Origin of the sequence: Pseudomonas sp. PDM01 (genome assembly GCF_014852325.1) — a bacterium.
GTDB classification, from domain to species: Bacteria; Pseudomonadota; Gammaproteobacteria; order Pseudomonadales; family Pseudomonadaceae; genus Aquipseudomonas; species Aquipseudomonas migulae.
The window spans coordinates 46832-66996 of the sequence record NZ_JACVBK010000008.1; the positions used below are offsets into that span (position 1 = coordinate 46832).

General features: G+C 61.5%; 7 protein-coding genes. All 7 read left to right on the plus strand.

The features are described from left to right. Window position 1 precedes the first annotated feature (1 nt). Complete coding sequence (locus tag IB246_RS20190) at window positions 2-3100, plus strand: non-ribosomal peptide synthetase (protein ID WP_008039954.1); 3099 nt, start codon at window positions 2-4, stop codon at window positions 3098-3100. After that, entirely contained in the window at window positions 3097-14895 is an 11799-nt protein-coding gene (locus IB246_RS20195) for an amino acid adenylation domain-containing protein (protein WP_008039955.1), read from the plus strand. The genes IB246_RS20190 and IB246_RS20195 overlap by 4 nt, the downstream gene beginning before the upstream one ends. Window positions 14896-14987: 92 nt before the next feature. After that, the gene (locus IB246_RS20200; protein ID WP_008039956.1) at window positions 14988-15953 is read left to right on the plus strand and encodes an alpha/beta hydrolase; all 966 of its coding nucleotides are present in this window, start codon (window positions 14988-14990) and stop codon (window positions 15951-15953) included. A gap of 273 nt (window positions 15954-16226) precedes the next feature. Beyond that, window positions 16227-16922, plus strand: coding sequence for a DUF1963 domain-containing protein (locus IB246_RS20205; RefSeq protein WP_008039957.1), 696 nt, complete (start codon window positions 16227-16229; stop codon window positions 16920-16922). Window positions 16923-17023: 101 nt separating this feature from the next. Then, window positions 17024-17215: a hypothetical protein gene (locus IB246_RS20210; protein ID WP_008039958.1), complete on the plus strand. Its 192-nt coding sequence runs from the start codon at window positions 17024-17026 to the stop codon at window positions 17213-17215. Between the two features lie 114 nt (window positions 17216-17329). After that, window positions 17330-17785 carry a GNAT family N-acetyltransferase gene (locus tag IB246_RS20215; protein WP_008039961.1) on the plus strand — a complete coding sequence of 152 codons (456 nt, stop codon included), beginning with the start codon at window positions 17330-17332 and terminating at the stop codon, window positions 17783-17785. A gap of 310 nt (window positions 17786-18095) precedes the next feature. Beyond that, the gene (locus tag IB246_RS20220) at window positions 18096-20123 is read left to right on the plus strand and encodes a DNA/RNA non-specific endonuclease (protein WP_008039963.1); all 2028 of its coding nucleotides are present in this window, start codon (window positions 18096-18098) and stop codon (window positions 20121-20123) included. Window positions 20124-20165 lie beyond the last annotated feature (42 nt).

Here is a 20165-nt window from a genome sequence, read left to right on the forward strand (position 1 = left end):
CATGAACACCACCGCCCTCGAACCTTCGGTAGACGTTTTCCAGACTTCGGCTCAGCAGGCCTTTTATTTGCGCGCTCAGGAGCTGGGCGGACAGCCGCTGTTCGCCGCCCTGACCGTGCCGGTCGCCCAGGCTGTGGAGGCGCAGGCATTGCGTGCGGCACTGGATGAACTGGGCCTGCGCCATGAAACCCTGCGCACGGTCTATCGCCGTTTGCCGGGGATGAAATGGCCGGTACAGAGCCTGTGCGACGAGTTGCCGGTCGCGTTGTTGGGGCGCGTGTCTTCGCTGGATGAAGCGCTGAGTCGCAGCCGCGAAACCCTGGCTGAGGCGTCGGATCGGGTGCTGGTGGTGGCACCAGTGGAAACCGCAGACGGGCTGCATTTCGTCACGTTGCTGGCGCTGGCCAGCAGCCTCGATGCAGCATCGCTGCGGGTGCTGTCAGTGGAACTGGCGAGCCTGTTGCGCGGCGAAACACTGGCCGACAATCAGGAAGACTTGCAGTACCTGGACTACACCGCGTGGCAGGAAGAACTGCGCGAAGAAGACATCGGCCATCAAGGCGCCGCGTTCTGGCGCAACCTGCAACAGCAGTTCGCGCAGGCCCATCATCTGCCTTTTGAAAAGGCTGTTGAAGTGACGCTGGCTCGCCATCAGGCGACGCTTGATGACGCGGCATGGCTGGCTGATGTGCAACGGCTGGCCGCCGCTCAGGGCGTCGAAGCGCAGCGCGTGGCGTTGCTGTTGTGGAGCGCGTTCGTGGCGCGCATCGGCAATCAGGAAAAGTTGCTGATGGGCTGGGAAGTGGCCGGGCGCAACGAGCAGACCGAAGCGACCTTGGGGCGTTTCGCCCGTCGTTTGCCAGTGGCGTTCGATCACCGCAGCCACGAAACCCTGGCGCAAGCGCTGGCCTCGTTTGCTGGCAACGTCGAGCAATCGCTGTCCTGGCTCGACTGTCTCAACGAGTTTGAACTGAGCGCCGAAGTCGCGACGCCGCTGCGTTATGGCCTGGTGTATCAGGCCGATGCCGACGCGAACATTGAAGTGGACGATGCCAACCCGGAAGTCCTGCGCCTGCGGGTTCAAGGCGAACAGTTGCAGCTGTCGTGCCTGGCCGGCGCGGTGCCCGAGTCGATGCTGGCGGCGTGGCTGGAACAGTTTGTCGAATTCAGCCGCCAGTTGCTGACCTCGCCCGAGCTGACCCTGGGCCAGGCCACTCAGGTCAACGCGGTGCAACTGACCCGCTTGATCGAAGACTTCAACCCGCTGGCCGCCGAGCAGGCACTGCCGCATCGCTACCTGCAAGACCTGTTCACCGAACAGGCACGCCTGCATCCGCAGCGCATCGCCGTCAGCGTTAATGGCCAACGCCTGAACTACGCCGAACTGGATGCACGCTCCAACCAAGTCGCCAATACCCTGCGCGCCCAAGGCTTGGCGCCGGATGAAATCGTCGCGGTCTACGGACAGCGTTCGCTGGAAATCGTTATTGCGCTGCTGGGCACACTCAAGGCCGGCGCCGCTTACCTGCCGCTCGATCCGAACTACCCGATCGAGCGTCTGGCGTTCATGTTGCAAGACGCCGCTGCGCGTCAGGTGCTGGCCTGTCAGCCGCTGCCGGAAGCGTTGCACGGCGCGCGGGTGATTTCGCTGATGCCGGAAGCCGAAGTCTGGTCCGCCTCACAAGAGCAGCCTTCGCCGCTGGGCGACAGTGCCAATCTCGCGTACGTGATTTACACCTCCGGCTCCACGGGCCAGCCCAAGGGTGTGATGATCAGTCACGCCAACGCAGTGGCCTCGACCCTCGCACGCAGCGCGTTCTATCGTCAGCCGTTACGCGCGTTCCTGATGCTCTCGTCGTTCTCCTTCGACAGCTCGGTGGCCGGGGTTTTCTGGGCGTTGGGGCAGGGCGCGACCCTGTGCCTGCCGGACGAAGACAGCTACAAGGACCCGGCGCTGCTGGCGGCGCTGATCCAGCGTGAAGAGGTTTCCCACTACCTGACCTTGCCGTCTTACCACGCACAGATTCTGGAGCACCTCGACAGCCATGCCCTGGCGTGCGTGATCGTGGCCGGCGAAGCGTGCAGCAACGCCCTGGTCGCACGCCATCGCGAGGCCTTGCCGCACGTGGCACTGGTCAACGAATACGGCCCGACCGAAGGCACGGTCTGGTGCTCGGCGTGGGAACTGCCGCTCGGTCAGGATGACGACACCATCCCGATTGGCCAGCCGATTCCGGGGATGCGCATTCATGTGCTGGGCCCGGACTTGATGCCGGTGGCCGTGGGTGTCGAAGGTGAGCTGTATGTCGGCGGCGCCGGCATTGCCCGTGGCTATCTCAAGCGCGCCCCGCTGACCGCCGAACGTTTTGTTCCCGATCTGTTTGCGAAGCAGGCCGGTCAACGCCTGTACCGCACCGGCGACCTCGCACGCTACCGCGCCGATGGTGTGCTGGAGTACCTCGGCCGGGTCGATCATCAAGTGAAAATCCGTGGTTTCCGCATCGAACTGGGCGAGATCGAATCCGCCATGCGCAGCGCCCCCGGTATTGAAGACGCCGCCGTCATCGCCCGTGAAACGCCGACCGGTCCGCAACTGCTGGGCTTCGTGATTTCCCCGGCCGACACCGCCGACATCCGCCTCAACGAATTGCGCAGCCACCTCAGCGAAGCGCTGCCGGAGCACATGCAACCTGCACGCTTGCAGGTGCTGGAACGCTTCCCGCTGATGCCCAACGGCAAGCTCAATCGCCAGGCCTTGCTCGACCTCGACGTGCGCCGCAGTGCCTTCGTCGCCCCGCGCACCGACCTGGAAAAAGTCCTGGCGGCGATCTGGGCCGAAGCGCTGCACGTGGAGCGGGTCGGCGTGCACGACAGCTTCTTCGAGCTCGGCGGTCACTCGCTGTTGGCAACGCGGATTCGTGCGCGGATTCAGGAAGAACTGAACCTGGCGATCCCGCTGAAGCTGTTCTTCGAGGGCGACACCCTGGAACGCCTGGCGGCGGAAATCGAGCAGTTCCGTCAGCACAGTGAACACAAAGAAAACGATGTAGACGCGCTGGAAGCGTTGTTCGACGAAGTGGATGAGGAACACACGCGATGAGTGCTGCACCGGACAGAATGATGACCCTGGCCCAGCGTTTCTGCGGCTTGAGCCTGGACGCGCGGCGTGCCTTGCAAGAAAAGATGCACGCGCAAGGCCTGACCCTTGAGCTGCTGCCGATCCCGCCAAGGGACCCGGCGGTCGACACGCTGCCGGCGTCGTACGCGCAGCAGCGCTTGTGGTTTTTGTGGCAGATGCAGCCGCAGGCGACCGCGTACAACCTGACCGGTGCCTTTCGCCTGAGCGGTGAGCTGAACCGCGCCGCGCTGGGGCAAACCCTCGCTGCGCTGGTGCAGCGTCATGAAGTGCTGCGCACCACCTTCGTGTTCGATGAGCAGCAGGTGCTGCAAAAAATCCACCCGCAGATGGACGCGCCGCTGGTCGAGGCAAACGCCGCCGACGACACCGAACTGCATCGCCAGGTCGGCCTCAACGCCGAGCAGCCGTTCGACTTGCAGCACGGTCCGCTGATGCGCTGCCGGTTGATCCGCCTCGACGCGCAGCAGCATGTGCTGGTGCTGACGTTCCATCACATCGTCACCGACGGCGGCTCGTTGCCGATTCTGTTGCAGGAATTCACCCGGCTCTACGCGCAACTCAGCGCCGGGCAAGCGCCGCAACTGCCGGCGCTGGGCATTCAGTACGCCGATTTTGCGCGCTGGCAGCGCTTGTGGCTGGAGGCCGGCGAGGCCGAGCGTCAGCTTGCTTACTGGCGTGAACAATTGGGGCGCGAGCATCCACCGCTGAACCTGCCGACCGACCGTCGTCGCCCGGCGATCCCGAGCCAGCAGGGCGCCAGCGTCGAGCTGAATGTGCCGGCGGCCCTGGCGTCTGCTCTGAAAGATCTCGCCCGTCGCGAAGGCTGCACGCTGTTCATGGTGCTGATGGCCTCGTTGCAAACCCTGTTGCATCGCTACAGCGGCGAACGGGACATTCGCGTCGGCGTGCCGATTGCCAACCGTACCCGTCAGGACGTGGAAAACCTGCTGGGCTTTTTCGTCAACACCCAGGTGTTGCGTACCCAACCCCATGCCGACCAGCCATTTTTGCAGTTGCTGGCCGAGGTCAAGGCGGCGGCACTGGGCGCGCAGGCGCATCAGGATTTGCCTTTTGAACAGTTGGTCGATGGCCTGGATGTTGAGCGCAGCCTGAGCCACACGCCGTTGTTCCAGGTGATGTTCAACCACCAGCGCGATGCCGGCGGCGAACAGCGCTGGGACTTGCCGGGCCTGAGCGTCGAGCCGCTGATCTGGGACGAAAAGACCACCAAATTCGAGCTGATGCTCGACACCGTGGAGAGCGACGACGGCATCCACGCCTCGTTCGTGTATGCCACCGAATTGTTCGACGCTTCGACCATCGAGCGTCTCGGTCAGCATTGGCTGAACTTGTTGCAGGCGATCTGTGCCGACGGCTCGGTCGCCTTGGCCGACCTGAACATGCTCGCCGCAACCGAGCAGCACGCCACGTTGCTGGACTGGAACCGCAGCGCCGCTGCGCAGGCCACGAACACGCTGTGCGCGCATCAACTGATCGAAGCTCAGGCCGCCGCGCACCCGCACAACATCGCGGTGACCTGCGACGGCGCGACCCTCAGCTACGCGCAACTGAACCAACAGGCCAACCGCATCGCCCAGCGTCTGCGCGAACGCGGCGTCGGGCCGGATGTGTTGGTGGGGATCGCGCTGGAGCGGTCGCTGGAAATGATCGTCAGCGTGCTGGCGATCCTCAAGGCCGGCGGCGCGTACGTGCCGCTGGACCCGGAATACCCGCAGGATCGTCTGGCCTACATGCTGGCCGACAGCGGCACGCGCTTGCTGCTGACCGATTCCGCGCTGCTGCCGCGTTTGCCATTGTCCGAAGGCATCGAAGTGATTTGCCTCGACCACGCCAGTGACTGGCTGAATGAGGCGTCCGTCGAGAACCTGCCGAACCTGACCTGCCCGGAAAACCTCGCGTACGTCATCTACACCTCCGGTTCCACCGGTAAACCCAAAGGCACCTTGTTGCCGCACAGCAACCTGACCCGCCTGTTCAGCGCCACCGAACACTGGTTCGGTTTCAACGCGGACGATGTCTGGAGCCTGTTCCATTCCTACGCCTTCGACTTCTCGGTGTGGGAAATCTTTGGCGCGTTGTTCTACGGCGGCAAGTTGGTGGTGGTGCCGCACGCCATCAGCCGTTCCCCGGAAGAGTTCGCCCGCCTGCTGTGTGATGAGCAGGTCACGGTGCTCAACCAGACCCCGTCTGCGTTCCGTCAGCTGATGCCGTTTGCCTGCGCCAATGCCCAGGGCATGGCCCTGCGTTATGTGGTGTTCGGCGGCGAGGCGCTGGACGTCGCGAGCCTGCGTCCGTGGTACGACGCGTTCGACGACCAACAGCCGTTGCTGATCAACATGTACGGCATCACCGAAACCACGGTGCACGTGACCTACCGGCCGTTGTCCCGCGCCGACCTCGACGGTGCCAACAACTCGCCGCTGGGCGAGCCGATTGCCGACCTGCGCTGGTACGTGCTCGATCCGCGCCTGAACCCGGTGACCAAGGGTTGCGTCGGCGAGCTGTACGTCGGCGGTGCCGGTCTGGCGCGGGGTTATCACCAACGCGCCGATCTGACCGCCACGCGGTTTGTCCCGGACCTGTTCGCCGCCGAGGCGGGTGCGCGCCTGTATCGCACCGGCGATCTGGCGCGCTATTGCGCCGATGGCAGCATCGAGTACGCCGGACGCATTGACCATCAAGTGAAGATTCGTGGCTTCCGCATTGAGCTGGGGGAAATCCAGGACCGTCTGCAAAGTCACCCGGCCATTGAACAGGCGCTGGTGCTGGCGCCCGAGATCAATGGCAGTCAGCAACTGGTCGCCTGGTTCACCGTCACCCAGGACGTCGCCGATTTGCGTCAGGCGCTGCGTGAACATTTGCAGGCCGGTCTGCCGGATTACATGGTGCCGGCGCATTTGCTCAAGCTTGATCAGTGGCCGCTGACCAGCAACGGCAAGCTCGACCGCAACGCGTTGCCCAAGCCTGATGCTGCCCTGGCGCAACAGGTTTACACGGCACCGGTGGACGACCTGCAAGCCGAGTTGGCGGCGATCTGGCAAGACGTGCTCAAGCTTGAGCGTGTGGGGATCGACGACAACTTCTTCGAACTGGGCGGCGATTCGATCATCTCGATTCAGGTGGTCAGCCGTGCGCGTCAGGCCGGGATTCGTATTACCCCGCGTGACCTGTTTCAACACCAGACCGTGCAGAGTCTGGCGAAGGTCGCGCAGCGCAGCGCCGGTCTGCTCAGCGATCAGGGCCCGGTGCGCGGTGATGTGCTGCTGACACCGATCCAGCACTGGTTTTTCGAGCAGGCCATCGAGGCCCGGGACCACTGGAACCAATCGGTGCTGCTGGAACTTCGCGAGCCGCTCGACAGCGCGTGCCTGCAACAGGCATTGGCCGCGTTGCTGGAACATCACGACGCATTGCGCCTGCGATTGAGTCAAGTGAATGGCGTGTGGCAACAGGCTCAGGCCGAGCACTGGAACAACGCCGAACTGATGTGGCAGCGTCAGGCCGCGAACGCCGACGAGCTGCTTGAGCACTGCAACGCCGCACAGGCCAGCCTGAATTTGCGCGATGGCCCATTGTTGCGCGCCTTGCTGGTGGACATGGGCGCGGCCGGTCAGCGCTTGCTGCTGGTGGTGCATCATTTGGCGGTGGACGGTGTGTCCTGGCGTCTGTTGCTCGAAGATTTGCAAACGGCCTACGACCAGGCGCGTCAGGCTCAACCTGTGCGCCTGCCGGCCAAGTCCAGCGCCTATCAAGCCTGGGCGGCGCGTTTGCAAACCCATGCGCAAAGTCCCGAACTGGCGAGTCAGGCCGCTTACTGGCAGCGCCAATACCACGACGTGGTGGTGGACCTGCCCGCCGATAATCCCCAAGGCAGCCTCGCCAGCCAACACGCCGTGAGCGTGGAAACCGTGCTCGACAGCACCTTCACCCGCCAACTGCTGCAAGACGCGCCAGCGGCGTACCGCACGCAGGTCAACGACCTGTTGCTGACGGCGTTGGCGCGGGTGTTGGGCAACTGGACCGGCCAGCCTTCGACCCTGGTCAAACTGGAAGGTCATGGTCGTGAAGACCTGTTCGACGACATCGACCTGACCCGCACCGTGGGCTGGTTCACCTCGATTTTCCCGGTCAAGTTGACCCCGGCCAGTGATCTGGCCGGGAGCATCAAGGCGGTCAAGGAACAGCTGCGCGCCGTGCCGGACAAAGGCATCGGTTTCGGCATCCTGCGGTATCTGGCGCAGGCCGGTCTTGAGGATTTGCCGCAACCGCAAGTCACGTTCAACTACATGGGCCAGTTCGATGCCAGTTTCGATGAGCAGGCACCGTGGCGCCCGGCCCGTGAAAGCGGGGGCGCCGAGCAGGGCGCTTCGGCCGCGCTGGACCGTGGCCTGAGCATTAACGGTCAGGTGTACGCCGGGCAATTGCGCCTGAGCTGGACCTTCAGCCGCGACGTGTTTGCCGAGCACACCGTGCAGCGCCTGGCCGACGCCTATGCCGCTGAGCTGCAACGACTGATCGAACACTGCCTCAGCGGTGCCGGTGGCCTGACGCCGAGTGACGTGCCGCTGGTCCGCGTCGATCAGGCGCAACTCGATGCACTGCCGCTGGCGGCGCGTGAGATCGAAAACATCTTCCCGCTGTCGCCGATGCAGGAAGGCATGTTGTTCCACAGCCTGTTCGCCCCGGACGCCGGCGCCTACATCCCGCAAATGCGCGTGGACGTGCAGGGCATCGACGTCGAGGCGTTCCGCAGCGCCTGGCAACAGACGCTGGAAAACCATGAAGTGTTGCGCGCCGCGTTCTTCAGCGAGAGCCTTGGCTCGCAGCCGCTGCAAGTGATTCTGGCCAACGCCACGTTGCCGGTGACCGTGCTCGATTGGCGCAATGAAGCGGATCAGGCACACGCCCTGGAACGTCTGGCCGAAGACGATCGCTTGCGCGGTTTCGACCTGACAGCTGCGCCGTTGCTGCGCCTGACCCTGGTACAGACTGCAAACGACACCCATCACCTGATCTTCACCAACCACCACATTCTGCTGGACGGCTGGAGCACCTCGCAGCTGTTCGGCGAAGTGTTGCAGCGTTACTCCGGTGTGATGCCGGTGGCGAGCGGCGGTCGTTATCGTGATTACATGACGTGGCTGGGCGGGCGTGATCGCGCTGCGTGCGAAGCGTTCTGGCTGGAGCAGTTGCAGGCGTTCAACGAGCCGACCCGTTTGGCCGGCGCGATGCCGGGACCGGTCGCAGGGCAGGGCGATGGTCATCGCACCGTTCACCTGAGCCTGGACCGGGCGGCCAGCGAACGCCTGAGCGGCTTTGCCCGGCAGGCCCGCGTGACGCCGAACACCTTGCTGCAAGCGGCGTGGCTGTTGCTGTTGCAGCGCTACACCGGCCAGCGCACCGTCGCGTTCGGCGCCACGGTGTCGGGGCGTCCGAGCGAGTTGCAGGGGATCGAGCAGCAAGTCGGCCTGTTCATCAACACCTTGCCGGTGATCGCCACGCCGCATCCTGAGCGCACGGTCAGCCAATGGGTGGACGAGGTGCAGGCGCTCAATCTCAAACTGCGCGATGTCGAATACACGCCGCTGGCCGATGTGCAGCGTTGGGCCGGGCACTCCGGCGAGTCGCTGTTCGACACGCTGCTGGTGTTCGAAAACTACCCGGTCGCCGAGGCGCTGGAGGGCGGTAATCCGAGCGCGCTGAAGTTTTCCGGTATCAGCAATCACGATCAAACCAGTTTCCCGCTGGCCATCGCCGCCGAGCTGGGCGAGTGCCTGGATCTGCGTTTCAATTACGACACCGCGCTGTTTACCGCCGAGGCCATCGACGGCCTGAGCAAGCGTCTGGTGGCGTTGCTCGATGCCATGGTGCGCGAACCGCAGCAAGCCTTGGGCCGCCTGAGCCTGCTCGACGCTGCGCAGACCGCACAGCAAGTGCAAGGCTTCAACGACACCGCCGTGACCTGGCCCGACGTGCGCCCGGTCCACCTGTGCTTCGAAGCCCAGGTGCTGAAAACTCCGGACGCCCAGGCGTTGGTGTTTGCCGGTCGGAGCCTGACGTATCGTCAACTCAACCAGCAGGCCAACCGCCTGGCGCACTACCTGCGCGCCCAAGGTGTCGGCGCCGAAGTGCTGGTGGGGATTGCCGCCGAGCGTTCGCTGGAACTGGTGATCGGTTTGCTCGCGATCATGAAGGCCGGTGGCGCCTATGTGCCGCTGGACCCGGATTACCCGCGCGAGCGCCTGGAGCACATGTTCGAGGACAGCGGCGTGCACGTGCTGTTGACCCAGCGTCATCTGCTGGCGCAATTGCCGATTCCCGCCGGGACCACGGCGATCTGCCTGGACGACAGCGCTCAGTTAGTCGAAGGCTTGAGCAACGAAAACCTGCCGTGCGTGGTCGAGCTGCAATCGCTGGCGTACATGATTTACACCTCCGGCTCCACCGGTAAACCGAAGGGCGCGGCCAACCGTCACGATGCGTTGTTCAACCGCATTGAGTGGATGCAGGGCGCGTACCCGCTGGACGGTCGCGACACCGTACTGCAAAAGACACCGTTCAGTTTTGACGTGTCGGTGTGGGAGTTCTTCTGGCCGCTGATGGTCGGTGCGCGCCTTGCGGTGGCCGAACCGGGCGCCCATCGCGACCCGGCGCAGCTGGTGCGTTTGATCGAGCAATATCAGGTGAGCACCCTGCATTTCGTGCCGTCGATGTTGCAGGCATTTGTTCAGGGCGAAGGCTTTGAGCGTTGCGCCAGCCTGCGGCAGATCATGTGCAGCGGCGAAGCGTTGTCGGCGGATTTGCAGAACAGCCTGTTCCGCGTGCTGCCCGGCGTTGCTTTGTACAACCTGTACGGGCCGACCGAAGCCGCCATCGACGTGACCCACTGGACGTGCGTCGATGACGGCTCGATCAGCGTGCCGATCGGTTACCCGATCGCCAACCTGGTGACCTACATTCTCGATGACAGCCTGCAACCGCAAGTGGCGGGCTGCGTCGGTGAGCTGTACTTGGGCGGCATCGGTCTGGCGCGGGGTTACCATCGCCGTCCGGACCTGACGGCCGAGCGTTTTGTTGCCAGCCCGTTCGGCGCACAGGGCGAGCGGCTGTATCGCACCGGCGACCTGGCGCGTTATCGCGATGACGGCGTGATCGAATACGTCGGCCGCATCGACCATCAAGTGAAGATCCGTGGCTTGCGCATCGAACTGGGTGAAATCGAAGCCTGCCTGCTGGAACATCCGAAGGTGCGCGAGGCGGTGGTGATCGCGCTGGATGTCGGCAAGTCCAAGCAATTGGTGGCTTACGTGGTCGGCCAGTCGTTGGGGCTCGATGGGCTGAAGCAGCACCTGCGCAACGCGTTGCCCGAGCACATGCAACCGAGCCATGTGATGTTGCTGGAGCAACTGCCGGTGACGCCGAACGGCAAGCTCGATCGCCGCGCGTTGCCGCAACCCGATCAGCAGGTTGGTGAATACGTCGCGCCGCGCAATGCCGTGGAGGCGACGCTGCAAGAAGTCTGGCAGGCGCTGTTCGAAGTGCCGGTCGGGATTCAGGACAACTTCTTCGAGCTGGGCGGCGACTCCATCGTGTCGATCCAGGCGGTCAGCCGTGCGCGCAAGGCCGGCCTGAACATTTCGCCGAAGCACGTGTTCAGTCACCCGACCATCGCCGAACTGGCGACCGTCGCCCAGGCTGTGGAAGCCGAGGAAGCCGCGCCGGTAGTGGCTGCGCCGGCGCTGAAGATCGAACTGAGCGCCGCGCAATATCAGGCGCTCGCATTGACCGCAGACGAGGTGGACGACGTTTATCCGCTGTCGCCGATGCAGCAGGGCATGCTGTTCCACTCGGTGCAGGACGGCGACTCGGGGCTGTACGTCAACCAGATCGAAGTGGGCGTGCGTGGCGTTGACGGTCCGCGTTTCCGCGAGGCCTGGGCCGATGCCGCGCAGCGTCACGCGATCCTGCGCACCGCGTTCCTGTGGGAGGGCGACAAAGAGCCGCTGCAAGTGGTGTTGCGCAACGCTCCGGCGCTGCTGACCGAGCTGGACTGGCGCGGTCTGGATAACCAGGTCGAGCGTGTGCGCCAATTGGCCGCCGATGAACGTGAACGTGGCTTCTTGCTGAACCGTGCGCCGTTGCTGCGCCTGCTGCTGGTGCGTCTGGAAGACGACCGTTATCGCCTGATCTGGACCTATCACCACATCCTCATGGACGGCTGGAGTGTGTCGCGCCTGATCGGTGAAGTGCTGCGTCATTACAGTGGCGACGCACAGGAACCGGTGGCCGCCTATCGCGACTACATCGACTGGCTCGGCCAGCAAGTCGCCGAGGCCAGCGAAGCGTTCTGGAAAGACAAACTCAATGCCCTCGAAGGCGCCACGCACCTGGCCCGCGCATTACCGGTGAAGGCGCCGCAAGCGGGTTATCACGCGATTTACACGCACCTGAATGCGCAGCAGACCGCACGTTTGCAGGCGTTTGCCCAGCAACAGCAAGTCACGCTCAACACCCTGGTGCAAGCCGCGTGGCTGCTGCTGTTGCAGCGTTATACCGGCCAGCGCACGGTGACGTTCGGCGCCACGGTGTCGGGCCGACCGGAAACCCTCAACGGTTCGGAGAACATGCTCGGGCTGTTCATCAACACCTTGCCGGTGGTCAACAGCGTGCCGACCGAGGTGAGCGTCGGTGACTGGCTGCGCGAGATCCAGGCCTACAACCTCGACATCCGCGACTTCCAGCAAACCCCGCTCAGCGACATTCAACGCTGGGCCGGGCAGGGCGGGCAGTCGCTGTTCGACAGCATCATCGTTTTCGAAAACCAGCCGGTGGACCGCACGTTGCGCGAGTGGAACGGCGATTCCCTGCGCTTCGAAGACGTCTCCGACTTCGGCCTGACCAGCTTTGCGATGGACTTGATGGTCAGCCTCGATGAAGGGTTGCGCATCGAGTACATGCACCAGCGCGATCAGTTCGACCTCGCCACCGTTGAAGTGCTGCGCAGCCACATGGAAAGCCTGATGCAGCGTCTGTGCGACAACGCCGGGCGCGCCGTGGGCGAGATCGGTTTGCTGACGCTGGACCAAGGCCGGCAACTGGACGGCGAGCTGCCGACGCTGGCCGACGACCACGAACGGCCGGTGCACGAGCTGATCCGTGAGCGAGCGCGGCTGCAACCGGAACACACCGCGTTGGTGCTCAGCTACGCTGACCGCGACGCTGAACACCTGAGTTATGCCGAGCTGGATCGTCGTTCCGATGCACTTGCGGTGCACCTGATGGAGCAGGGCGTGCAGGCCGAAGACGTGATCGGCGTGTTCATGGAGCGCTCGCTGGAACTGGTGGTTTCGCTGCTGGCGGTGATGAAGTGCGGTGCCGCGTATGTGCCGCTGGACCCGCAATACCCGCAGGAACGTCTGCGCTACATGATGGCCGACAGCGACATGCGTTTGCTGCTGACCCAGGAGCGTTTGCGTGACACGGCGCAACTCAATCCGGGCACGCCGATGGTCGCCGTGGATCGCTTGAACCTCGACGTCGAGGTGTCGGCGCCACAAAGCAACGTACACGCCGAGCAACTGGCTTACCTGATTTACACCTCGGGCTCGACCGGCAAACCGAAAAGCGTGGCGGTGGCCCACGGGCCGTTGAGCATGCACGTGCAGGCGATTGCCGAGCTGTACGAAATGGACCCCGCCAACCGTGAACTGCATTTCATGTCGTTTGCTTTCGACGGTGCCCATGAACGCTGGATCACCGCGCTGATCAGCGGCTCGACCCTGGTGGTGCGTGACAACACCTTGTGGACCGCCGAGCAGACCCTGGCGGTGTTGCACCGCCAGCGCATCACCGTCGCCTGTTTCCCGCCGGCGTACTTGCTGCAACTGGCCGAACACGCCGAGTTGCAGGGCGGCCATCCACCAACCGTGCGCATCTATTGCTTCGGTGGCGATGCGGTGCCGGACGCCACGTTCGAACGGGTCAAGCACACGCTCAAACCGCAATACCTGGTGAACGGTTACGGCCCGACGGAAACCGTGGTCACGCCGCTGCTGTGGAAAATCGCTGCCGATGGTCACTGCGAGGCGATGTATGCGCCGATTGGCCGCCGCGTCGGCACCCGCAGCCTGCATGTGCTGGACATGGACCTCAATCCGTTGCCGGTGGGCATGGTCGGCGAACTGTACATCGGCGGTCGTGGCGTTGCGCGTGGCTACCACCGTCACCCGTGGCAAACCGCCGAGCGTTTTGTCGCCGACCCGTTCAGCCGCGACGGCGGCCGTTTGTACCGCACCGGTGACCTGGTGCGCCGCCGCGAGGATGGCGTGTTCGATTACGTGGGGCGCATCGACCATCAGGTCAAAGTGCGCGGCTTCCGCATCGAACTGGGGGAAATCGAAGCTCGTCTGCGTGAGCAAGTCGGGGTCAATGACGCGCTGGTGGTGGTGCGTGACGGCGGGCAGGGGCCGCAACTGATCGGCTATGTGGTCGCGGTTGAAGACGACGGCCTGGGCCTGCGTTGCCAGGCGGCCCTGCGTGAAAGCCTGCCGGATTACATGGTGCCGACACAGGTCGTGGTGTTGCCGCGTTTCCCGCTGACACCGAACGGCAAGCTCGACCGCAAGGCCTTGCCCGACCCGACTTTCGAAGGCCGCGACTACGTGGCCCCGCGTACGCCGCTGGAATGGGCGCTGGCCGAGATCTGGCAGCAAGTGCTGGGCGTCGACAAAGTCGGCATCACCGACAATTTCTTCGAGTTGGGCGGCGACTCGTTGCGCACCCTCAAAGTGATCTCGAAGGTGCGGGCGCTGAATCAGCCGGACTTCCAGCTGAAACTGCGCGACATGATGGCCAAACCGACCATCGCCGGGTTGTCCGGTGTCGATGAGCAACCGCTGAAACAGAGCCCGGAACCGCTGCTGCTGTTGAACCAGCCGGTGGACGATCAACCGGCGCTGTTCTGCCTGCACGCCGGGTTCGGCACGGTGTTCGACTACGAACCGCTGGCCCGTCGACTGGAAGGTCAGCGCACCGTGTACGGCGTGCAATGCCGCATGCTGCTCGACCGCCAGTGGCACGACACTTCGCTGCAGCAAATGGCTGCGGACTACGTCGAAGCGATCCGCCGCAAACAACCGCAAGGTCCGTATCACTTGCTGGGCTGGTCATTGGGCGGGGCGTTGGCGTTGATGGTCGGCGACCTGCTTGAACAGCAGGGCCAGCGTGTGGCATTCGTCGGCCTGGTGGACAGCTTTGTGCCGACCCAGGCCAACGCCGTCGCCAGTGTTGATGAGTGGCGGGCGGACCTGCGCGAGTTCCTCGGTGCAACCTTGAGCATGGACAGCGATGTCATTGCCCAGGCATTGAGTGTCGAAACCACGGGTGATCAGGACGCTGTCGCGCGGATCATTCGCACGGTGATCGACACCGAAGGCGAGCAGGCCAGCGGTTACGCATTGCTGGGTGCCGATGAGTTGGCGCAGACGTTCATGGTCAGCACGCGCTTGAAGGCGCTGTCGCGGCAGGTCGAGACCTTGCCACTGCCGCACGCCGAACTGTGCTGCTGGTGGGCCGATGGCAACCCGACGGCCGAACGCGCGACGCTGGAGCGTCAGCAACCACGGCTGCGCAAAGTACAAACCGTCACCGCCAGCCACTTCGATATCCTGCAACGGGATGAATGCCTGAGCGCCGTGGTGACGGCACTTGGTCGCGAGGTGGTGGTGCAGGACTAAGGTTTTACCGCGCCAAAACAAGCTCGCCCTAATGAACGGCCCTCACGGTTCGTTTATAGGGCGAGCTTTTTATTTTTTGGAGACCACCGCCCATGGCACTGCACCCGGACATCGAAGGTTTTCTAGAGCTGGCCGAGTTCGGCCGCCTCACCGGCAAAAGCCTGCCCATGCACGAGCTGGACCCGACCGAAGCGCGCCAGCAATTCGAACAAACCTCGCAGCTGCTCGACGCCGCACCGATGGGCGCGCTGACCGTGACTGCGGTCAGCATTCCGGCCCGCGACGGCCATCTGCTCAATGCGCGCCTCTACGCTCGCCCATCACTGGGCACGCAGGAGCGCCCGGTGCTGCTGTATTTCCATGGCGGCGGTTACGTGGTCGGCAGCCTCGATTCCCACGACACCCTGTGTCGCCGACTGGCGCTGGCGGGTGGTTTTGCGGTGCTGTCGGCGGATTATCGACTGGCCCCGGAACACCGTTTTCCTGTCGCCTACGAGGATGCCGAAGACGTGACGCACTGGCTCGCCACCACCGGCGCCGGTGCGCTCGGGCTGGACCCGGCACGTATCGCATTGGCGGGAGACAGCGTCGGTGGCAGCCTGGTGGCTTCCTTGTCGATTGCTATCGCCCAGGACCCACAGGCCTGGCTGCTCACGCCACGGCTGCAAGTGCTGTTGTACCCGGTGATCGACGCCGTGGAAAAACGCCCGTCGCTTGCACGTTTCGCCGAAGGCTACCTGCTGGAAGCGACCACGCTGGAATGGTTCTATCAGCAGTATCAACGCAGCATTGATGATCGCCGCGACTGGCGCTTTTCCCCGTTGTTCGCCGAGACCCTGCAAGGGCTGACACCGACCGTACTGTGGCTGGCCGAATACGATCCGTTGCTGGATGAAGGCCTGGCCTGGGCCGAAAAATTGCGTGCCGCCGGACAACCCGTAGTGCTGGACGTGAAAGCCGGAATGACCCACGACTTCGCACGGATGGGGGAGATGGTCCAGGAAGTACCGGCGATGCTGGAGCAACTGGCGGCGCAGATCACTGAAAGCCTGGGTTAATCGTGATCTGTAGGAGCCGGCTTGCCGGCGATGGCCCCCGCGGTGAACCAGACAAACCGTGTCGCCCGGATCGCCTGTAGGAGCCGGCTTGCTGGCGATAAACGATAACGCGGTCTGACTGACCGCCTACCGCGCCATTCACCGGCTTCCTACACCCGAGGTAAAACGCGAAAATTCCGGGGAAATTTCCGACATCTTTTTAGGGTTGGCGCTCGGACGTTCGCCGTATAGCGTTGTGGCTCCCTGCAGTTGGCAATGGAGTGATGTACCGGTATGAACATCCAGGAAATCAAAAGACGCTTGGCCAGACCCGCTACAAAATTCGTCGCCGGCGGATTTCGTCCCACCCATACGGATGACGAAAGCTGGCTTGGAAACGTATTCCTGTTTCGCCCGGATGAATGCGTCCCGAGAAACGACGCCGGAGCTGAACTGCATCCCTTTGCACAATTCCACCTCCCCAGCCTGCCGTTTAACAGTCCGGCGCTGGACGGCGTTCGCGTCCTTACCTTGTTTGTTTCCAGTCCCTTGCCGGAAGCGCTGGACCCGATGGGGAACAACTGGCTGATCAGGGAGTATGGATTTGACGATGTACTTGTCCGCAAAGAGCTGCCGGTAGCAGGTTCATACCTCAAGCCCTTTCCGTTGCTGGCCGAACGGGTCGCAGAGGACTTTCCACTGTGGGATGGCGGTGGTGCACCGGCGGACCTTGAAGAGGAAATTTGCAGCCTTCAGCGGACGGGCGAGATAGAAAGCTACTCAGACCTCGTGACTCACACCTACGAACACAAGATTGGCGGCTACCCCTCGTTCTGCCAGTCCGGCGTGGACCTCGGTGATGATTTTGAATTCGTGTTCCAGATTTCCTCCGACACGAAAATCAACCTGAACGTGGTGGATTGCGGGAGCCTGATGTTCTGGAAGAGCAAAAGTACGGGGGAGTGGGTGCTTTACTACGACTTCTACTAGGTCGGGTACTGAAGCGAATGGCCTGCATCCAGTTTGGTAGGGGGGCGGACAGCCAGCCGCATACCCATTAGGCTGATGAATAATGAGCACTGGAGCTGACTATGAGTGCCGAACTTTCCCCCACTGTTTCAGAGTTCGAAACCGAAGAGCAGGCTGCCAGTTACGACCTTTGGTTTCGTGCAAAAGTGCAAGCTTCGCTCGATGATCCACGACCGAATGTCCCGCATGATCAGGTGATGGCTGATATGCGAGCCCTCATCGAATCAAAGCGCAACACGCACGATGCTGGTTGAATGTCGGTTCAACCTGCGGTCGAACAAGTTGTCGTTCAGCAAAGGTAACGACAGACTGGGCCAACAAGCCGCCTCCCTTTACGATCAGCCAACCACACGGAAAGAAGCACTCAAATGGACTGCCTGATCCGAATTGCCACAAGCGAAGACGCAATCGCCATTAGCCGAGTCGTCTGCGACGCGCTACGTGAAACCAACGCGAAGGACTACACACCAACCGTCATCGATCTAGTGGAGCAAAGCTTCTCCCCAGAGGCGATCCTTCATTTTCTGACTCAACGTCAGGTCTACGTAGCAACAATTGGTCACCAAGTTGTTGCAACTGCCAGTCTCGATCAGGACGTCGTTCGAAGTGTGTTCGTCAACCCCTCCCATCAAGGGAAGGGCATTGGAAAACAGCTAATGGTAAAGATCCAGTCAGCCGCCGTAGGCGTGGGCATCAAGCTGTTGCGCGTCCCTTCTTCAATTACCGCAGTAGGCTTTTACGCATCGCTTGGATTCAAAAAAGTCCGAGACGAATTTCACGGTGCCGAGCGCACGATCATCATGGAGCAAAGGTTAGAGTTGTAGCTGGTATCTGCGAATTCCCAAAGCAACTATCAGCCAGTAGCGGTCCATCTGCCGAGGCGCGCGTCGATGGTCGCTGCACGTCGCATCAACCGATGTACTCGAAAATCTCAATTTGCGTCAGCCCTGCCCACTCAGCCGTTTCTAAAATCTCCGCCAGTGTCGTGTCCGCAGTGGGATTGATCTGAGTGCCCATCTAACCACGCGAGGTGCGCAGGGCGGACGCTTATGTTCAATAAGCTTTCAACCCAACAAATCTCAGGCGAGTGTCTATTCTAAGGATCAGATTCTGACCAATTTCGGAGGCTTGCACATGGACGTCACACTGGCGGACCTTGAAAAGGCAGCAGAGCGTTACAAAGAGTTTGTTGAGGCACAAGCTGAAGCTCCAACGCCTATTGTCGCTGTTGAGCGACTAAGACTTGGCTTGCGCAATGCCAATCTATTTACATCAACAACTGATCGCCTCAGCGTAATCGCTAATGTTCTAAAGGAGAATCTGCCAAAGCTTGAGCCTGGCATAGATATTCCACCAGAACTGCCACAGTTCTTGGACGTCGCCGATGCACGCAACGAGGCCTCTTTTGCCGACAACGACCTGCGCCCGATTCGATTCCTTCATGTAGCGCTCCTGGCTGCCCGAGCCGTTGGAAAAATTACGGTGCGCGGATATGTGGATACGGAGGGAGACGCGACAGGGTTTCTTGTAGCTCCGGGCCTGTTACTTACGAATCATCATGTTCTACCCTCAGAGGATTTTGCAGCTACTTCCTTTGTAGCCTTTGACATGGAGGACGGACTTGATGGAAAGCCTAAGTCTCCGAAACTGTTTGACCTTCAGCCATCAGAGCTTTATATCGCGGACAGTGAGTTGGATTACTGCTTTGTTGCTGTCAGCCCAACGACTTCGCAAGGTGATGAGCTTTCGCAGTTTGGCTTCCTTCGGATGTTTGAACAGACAGGAAAGCTCGATCCGAATCGCAGACAGGCGGCAAATATAATTCAACACCCTCTTGGCCAAGGAAAGAAAATTGTCCTTCGTGACAACTATTTCATGGAACCGCCAAAAGATGTGCTGGATAACTCGGGTAAGCTCAATTCACTGTTCTATGGCTCTGACACACTGAAGGGCTCATCCGGGGCACCGGTATGCACTGATGAGTGGTTCGTTGTGGCGTTGCATAGAGGTGGCGTTCCTTTGATGAAAGCTGTAAACGGCGAGCTCAGGGTTATGCGCCTGGACGATACGCTGGCCCGTGATGGCGATGCGAAAAGCAGCATTGCTTATGTGGCCAATGAAGGCACAAGAGTGAGCCGCATTTATGCATCTCTAAGGCAGAAAGCACTACTCGATAATGAAGCCTCCATTCATGCGCAAGCTGCTCTGAATCACATATTGGCTGTATCTCAAGATCCCAAGCTCGGACCTGTGGACAGGTCTACCGCCCCCCTGATTACTCCTGGACCATTAGCTTTAGATCTGAGTGATACTCAAGAGAAACTTATTCGTCGTAAACCAAGCCTGTTCAATGGTGCCGCAGGCTATCAATCGAGTTTTCTCGGCGAAGGATTTGAGGTGGGTCTACCCGAACTATCACATGAAGTGATCAAAGAGGTAGCAAAACTGCGGGATCTAGACGAGTACGTGCTGAAGTACCTGAATTACTCGGTTGTCATGCACGCACGACGGCGCACGGCAATCTATGCAGCAGGAAATGTGAATGGCTCTTTACTGTGGAAAAAGATAATGCAAGGAGCAATGCCCAAGAGACCTAGCTGGACACTTGACCCCAGACTTGACGATCAGCATCAACCTGACGACTCGATATTTAGTACCGCCATACAGAGGGGGCATCTGTTCAAGCGCGAGGACGCGGTGCAAGGGGCTAATGATGAAACGTTATCCCTTGCCGACCAACACTCGTTTGTCATCACAAACGCAACCCCGATGATTGCCAATTTCAACAACGTCGAATGGGGGGATCTCGAAGACCTTATCACCCGGCACCTTGAAGAAGGGAATCGTGTGAGTTATTTCGCTGGGCCTATTTTCGATGTGGAGGACAAATTTTTTTACGAATTGAAGGCTTCAGTACCGGAGTCAAATCGGTTCAAGGGAATGCGCGTTCCTTCCAGGTTTTGGAAGATCGTGGCTTGGGTTGAGCAAGATCGACTTCAAACCGCAGGCTTTGTACTCGACCAGTCAGACGAAATACGAAAGCAAGGGCCAATTACCGATGAAATCTACTTTGGCGCATATTCGCAGACCTCCATCAAAGAAATTGAAGCTCGTACAGGTCTCCTTTTTAATCAACTGCGAGTAGCTGACACGTACAAGTGACTGCTTGCTACCGTAGCTACGAATGCGGGTTAGTCTTAGGCG

What these genes read in the sequence shown, in the direction of transcription:
- IB246_RS20210 (WP_008039958.1), top strand. Translation starts at nt 17,024, where the DNA reads ATGAGTGCCGAACTTTCCCCCACTGTTTCAGAGTTCGAAACCGAAGAG.
- IB246_RS20215 (WP_008039961.1), top strand. Translation starts at nt 17,330, where the DNA reads ATGGACTGCCTGATCCGAATTGCCACAAGCGAAGACGCAATCGCCATT.
- IB246_RS20190 (WP_008039954.1), top strand. Translation starts at nt 2, where the DNA reads ATGAACACCACCGCCCTCGAACCTTCGGTAGACGTTTTCCAGACTTCG.
- IB246_RS20195 (WP_008039955.1), top strand. Translation starts at nt 3,097, where the DNA reads ATGAGTGCTGCACCGGACAGAATGATGACCCTGGCCCAGCGTTTCTGC.
- IB246_RS20200 (WP_008039956.1), top strand. Translation starts at nt 14,988, where the DNA reads ATGGCACTGCACCCGGACATCGAAGGTTTTCTAGAGCTGGCCGAGTTC.
- IB246_RS20205 (WP_008039957.1), top strand. Translation starts at nt 16,227, where the DNA reads ATGAACATCCAGGAAATCAAAAGACGCTTGGCCAGACCCGCTACAAAA.
- IB246_RS20220 (WP_008039963.1), top strand. Translation starts at nt 18,096, where the DNA reads ATGGACGTCACACTGGCGGACCTTGAAAAGGCAGCAGAGCGTTACAAA.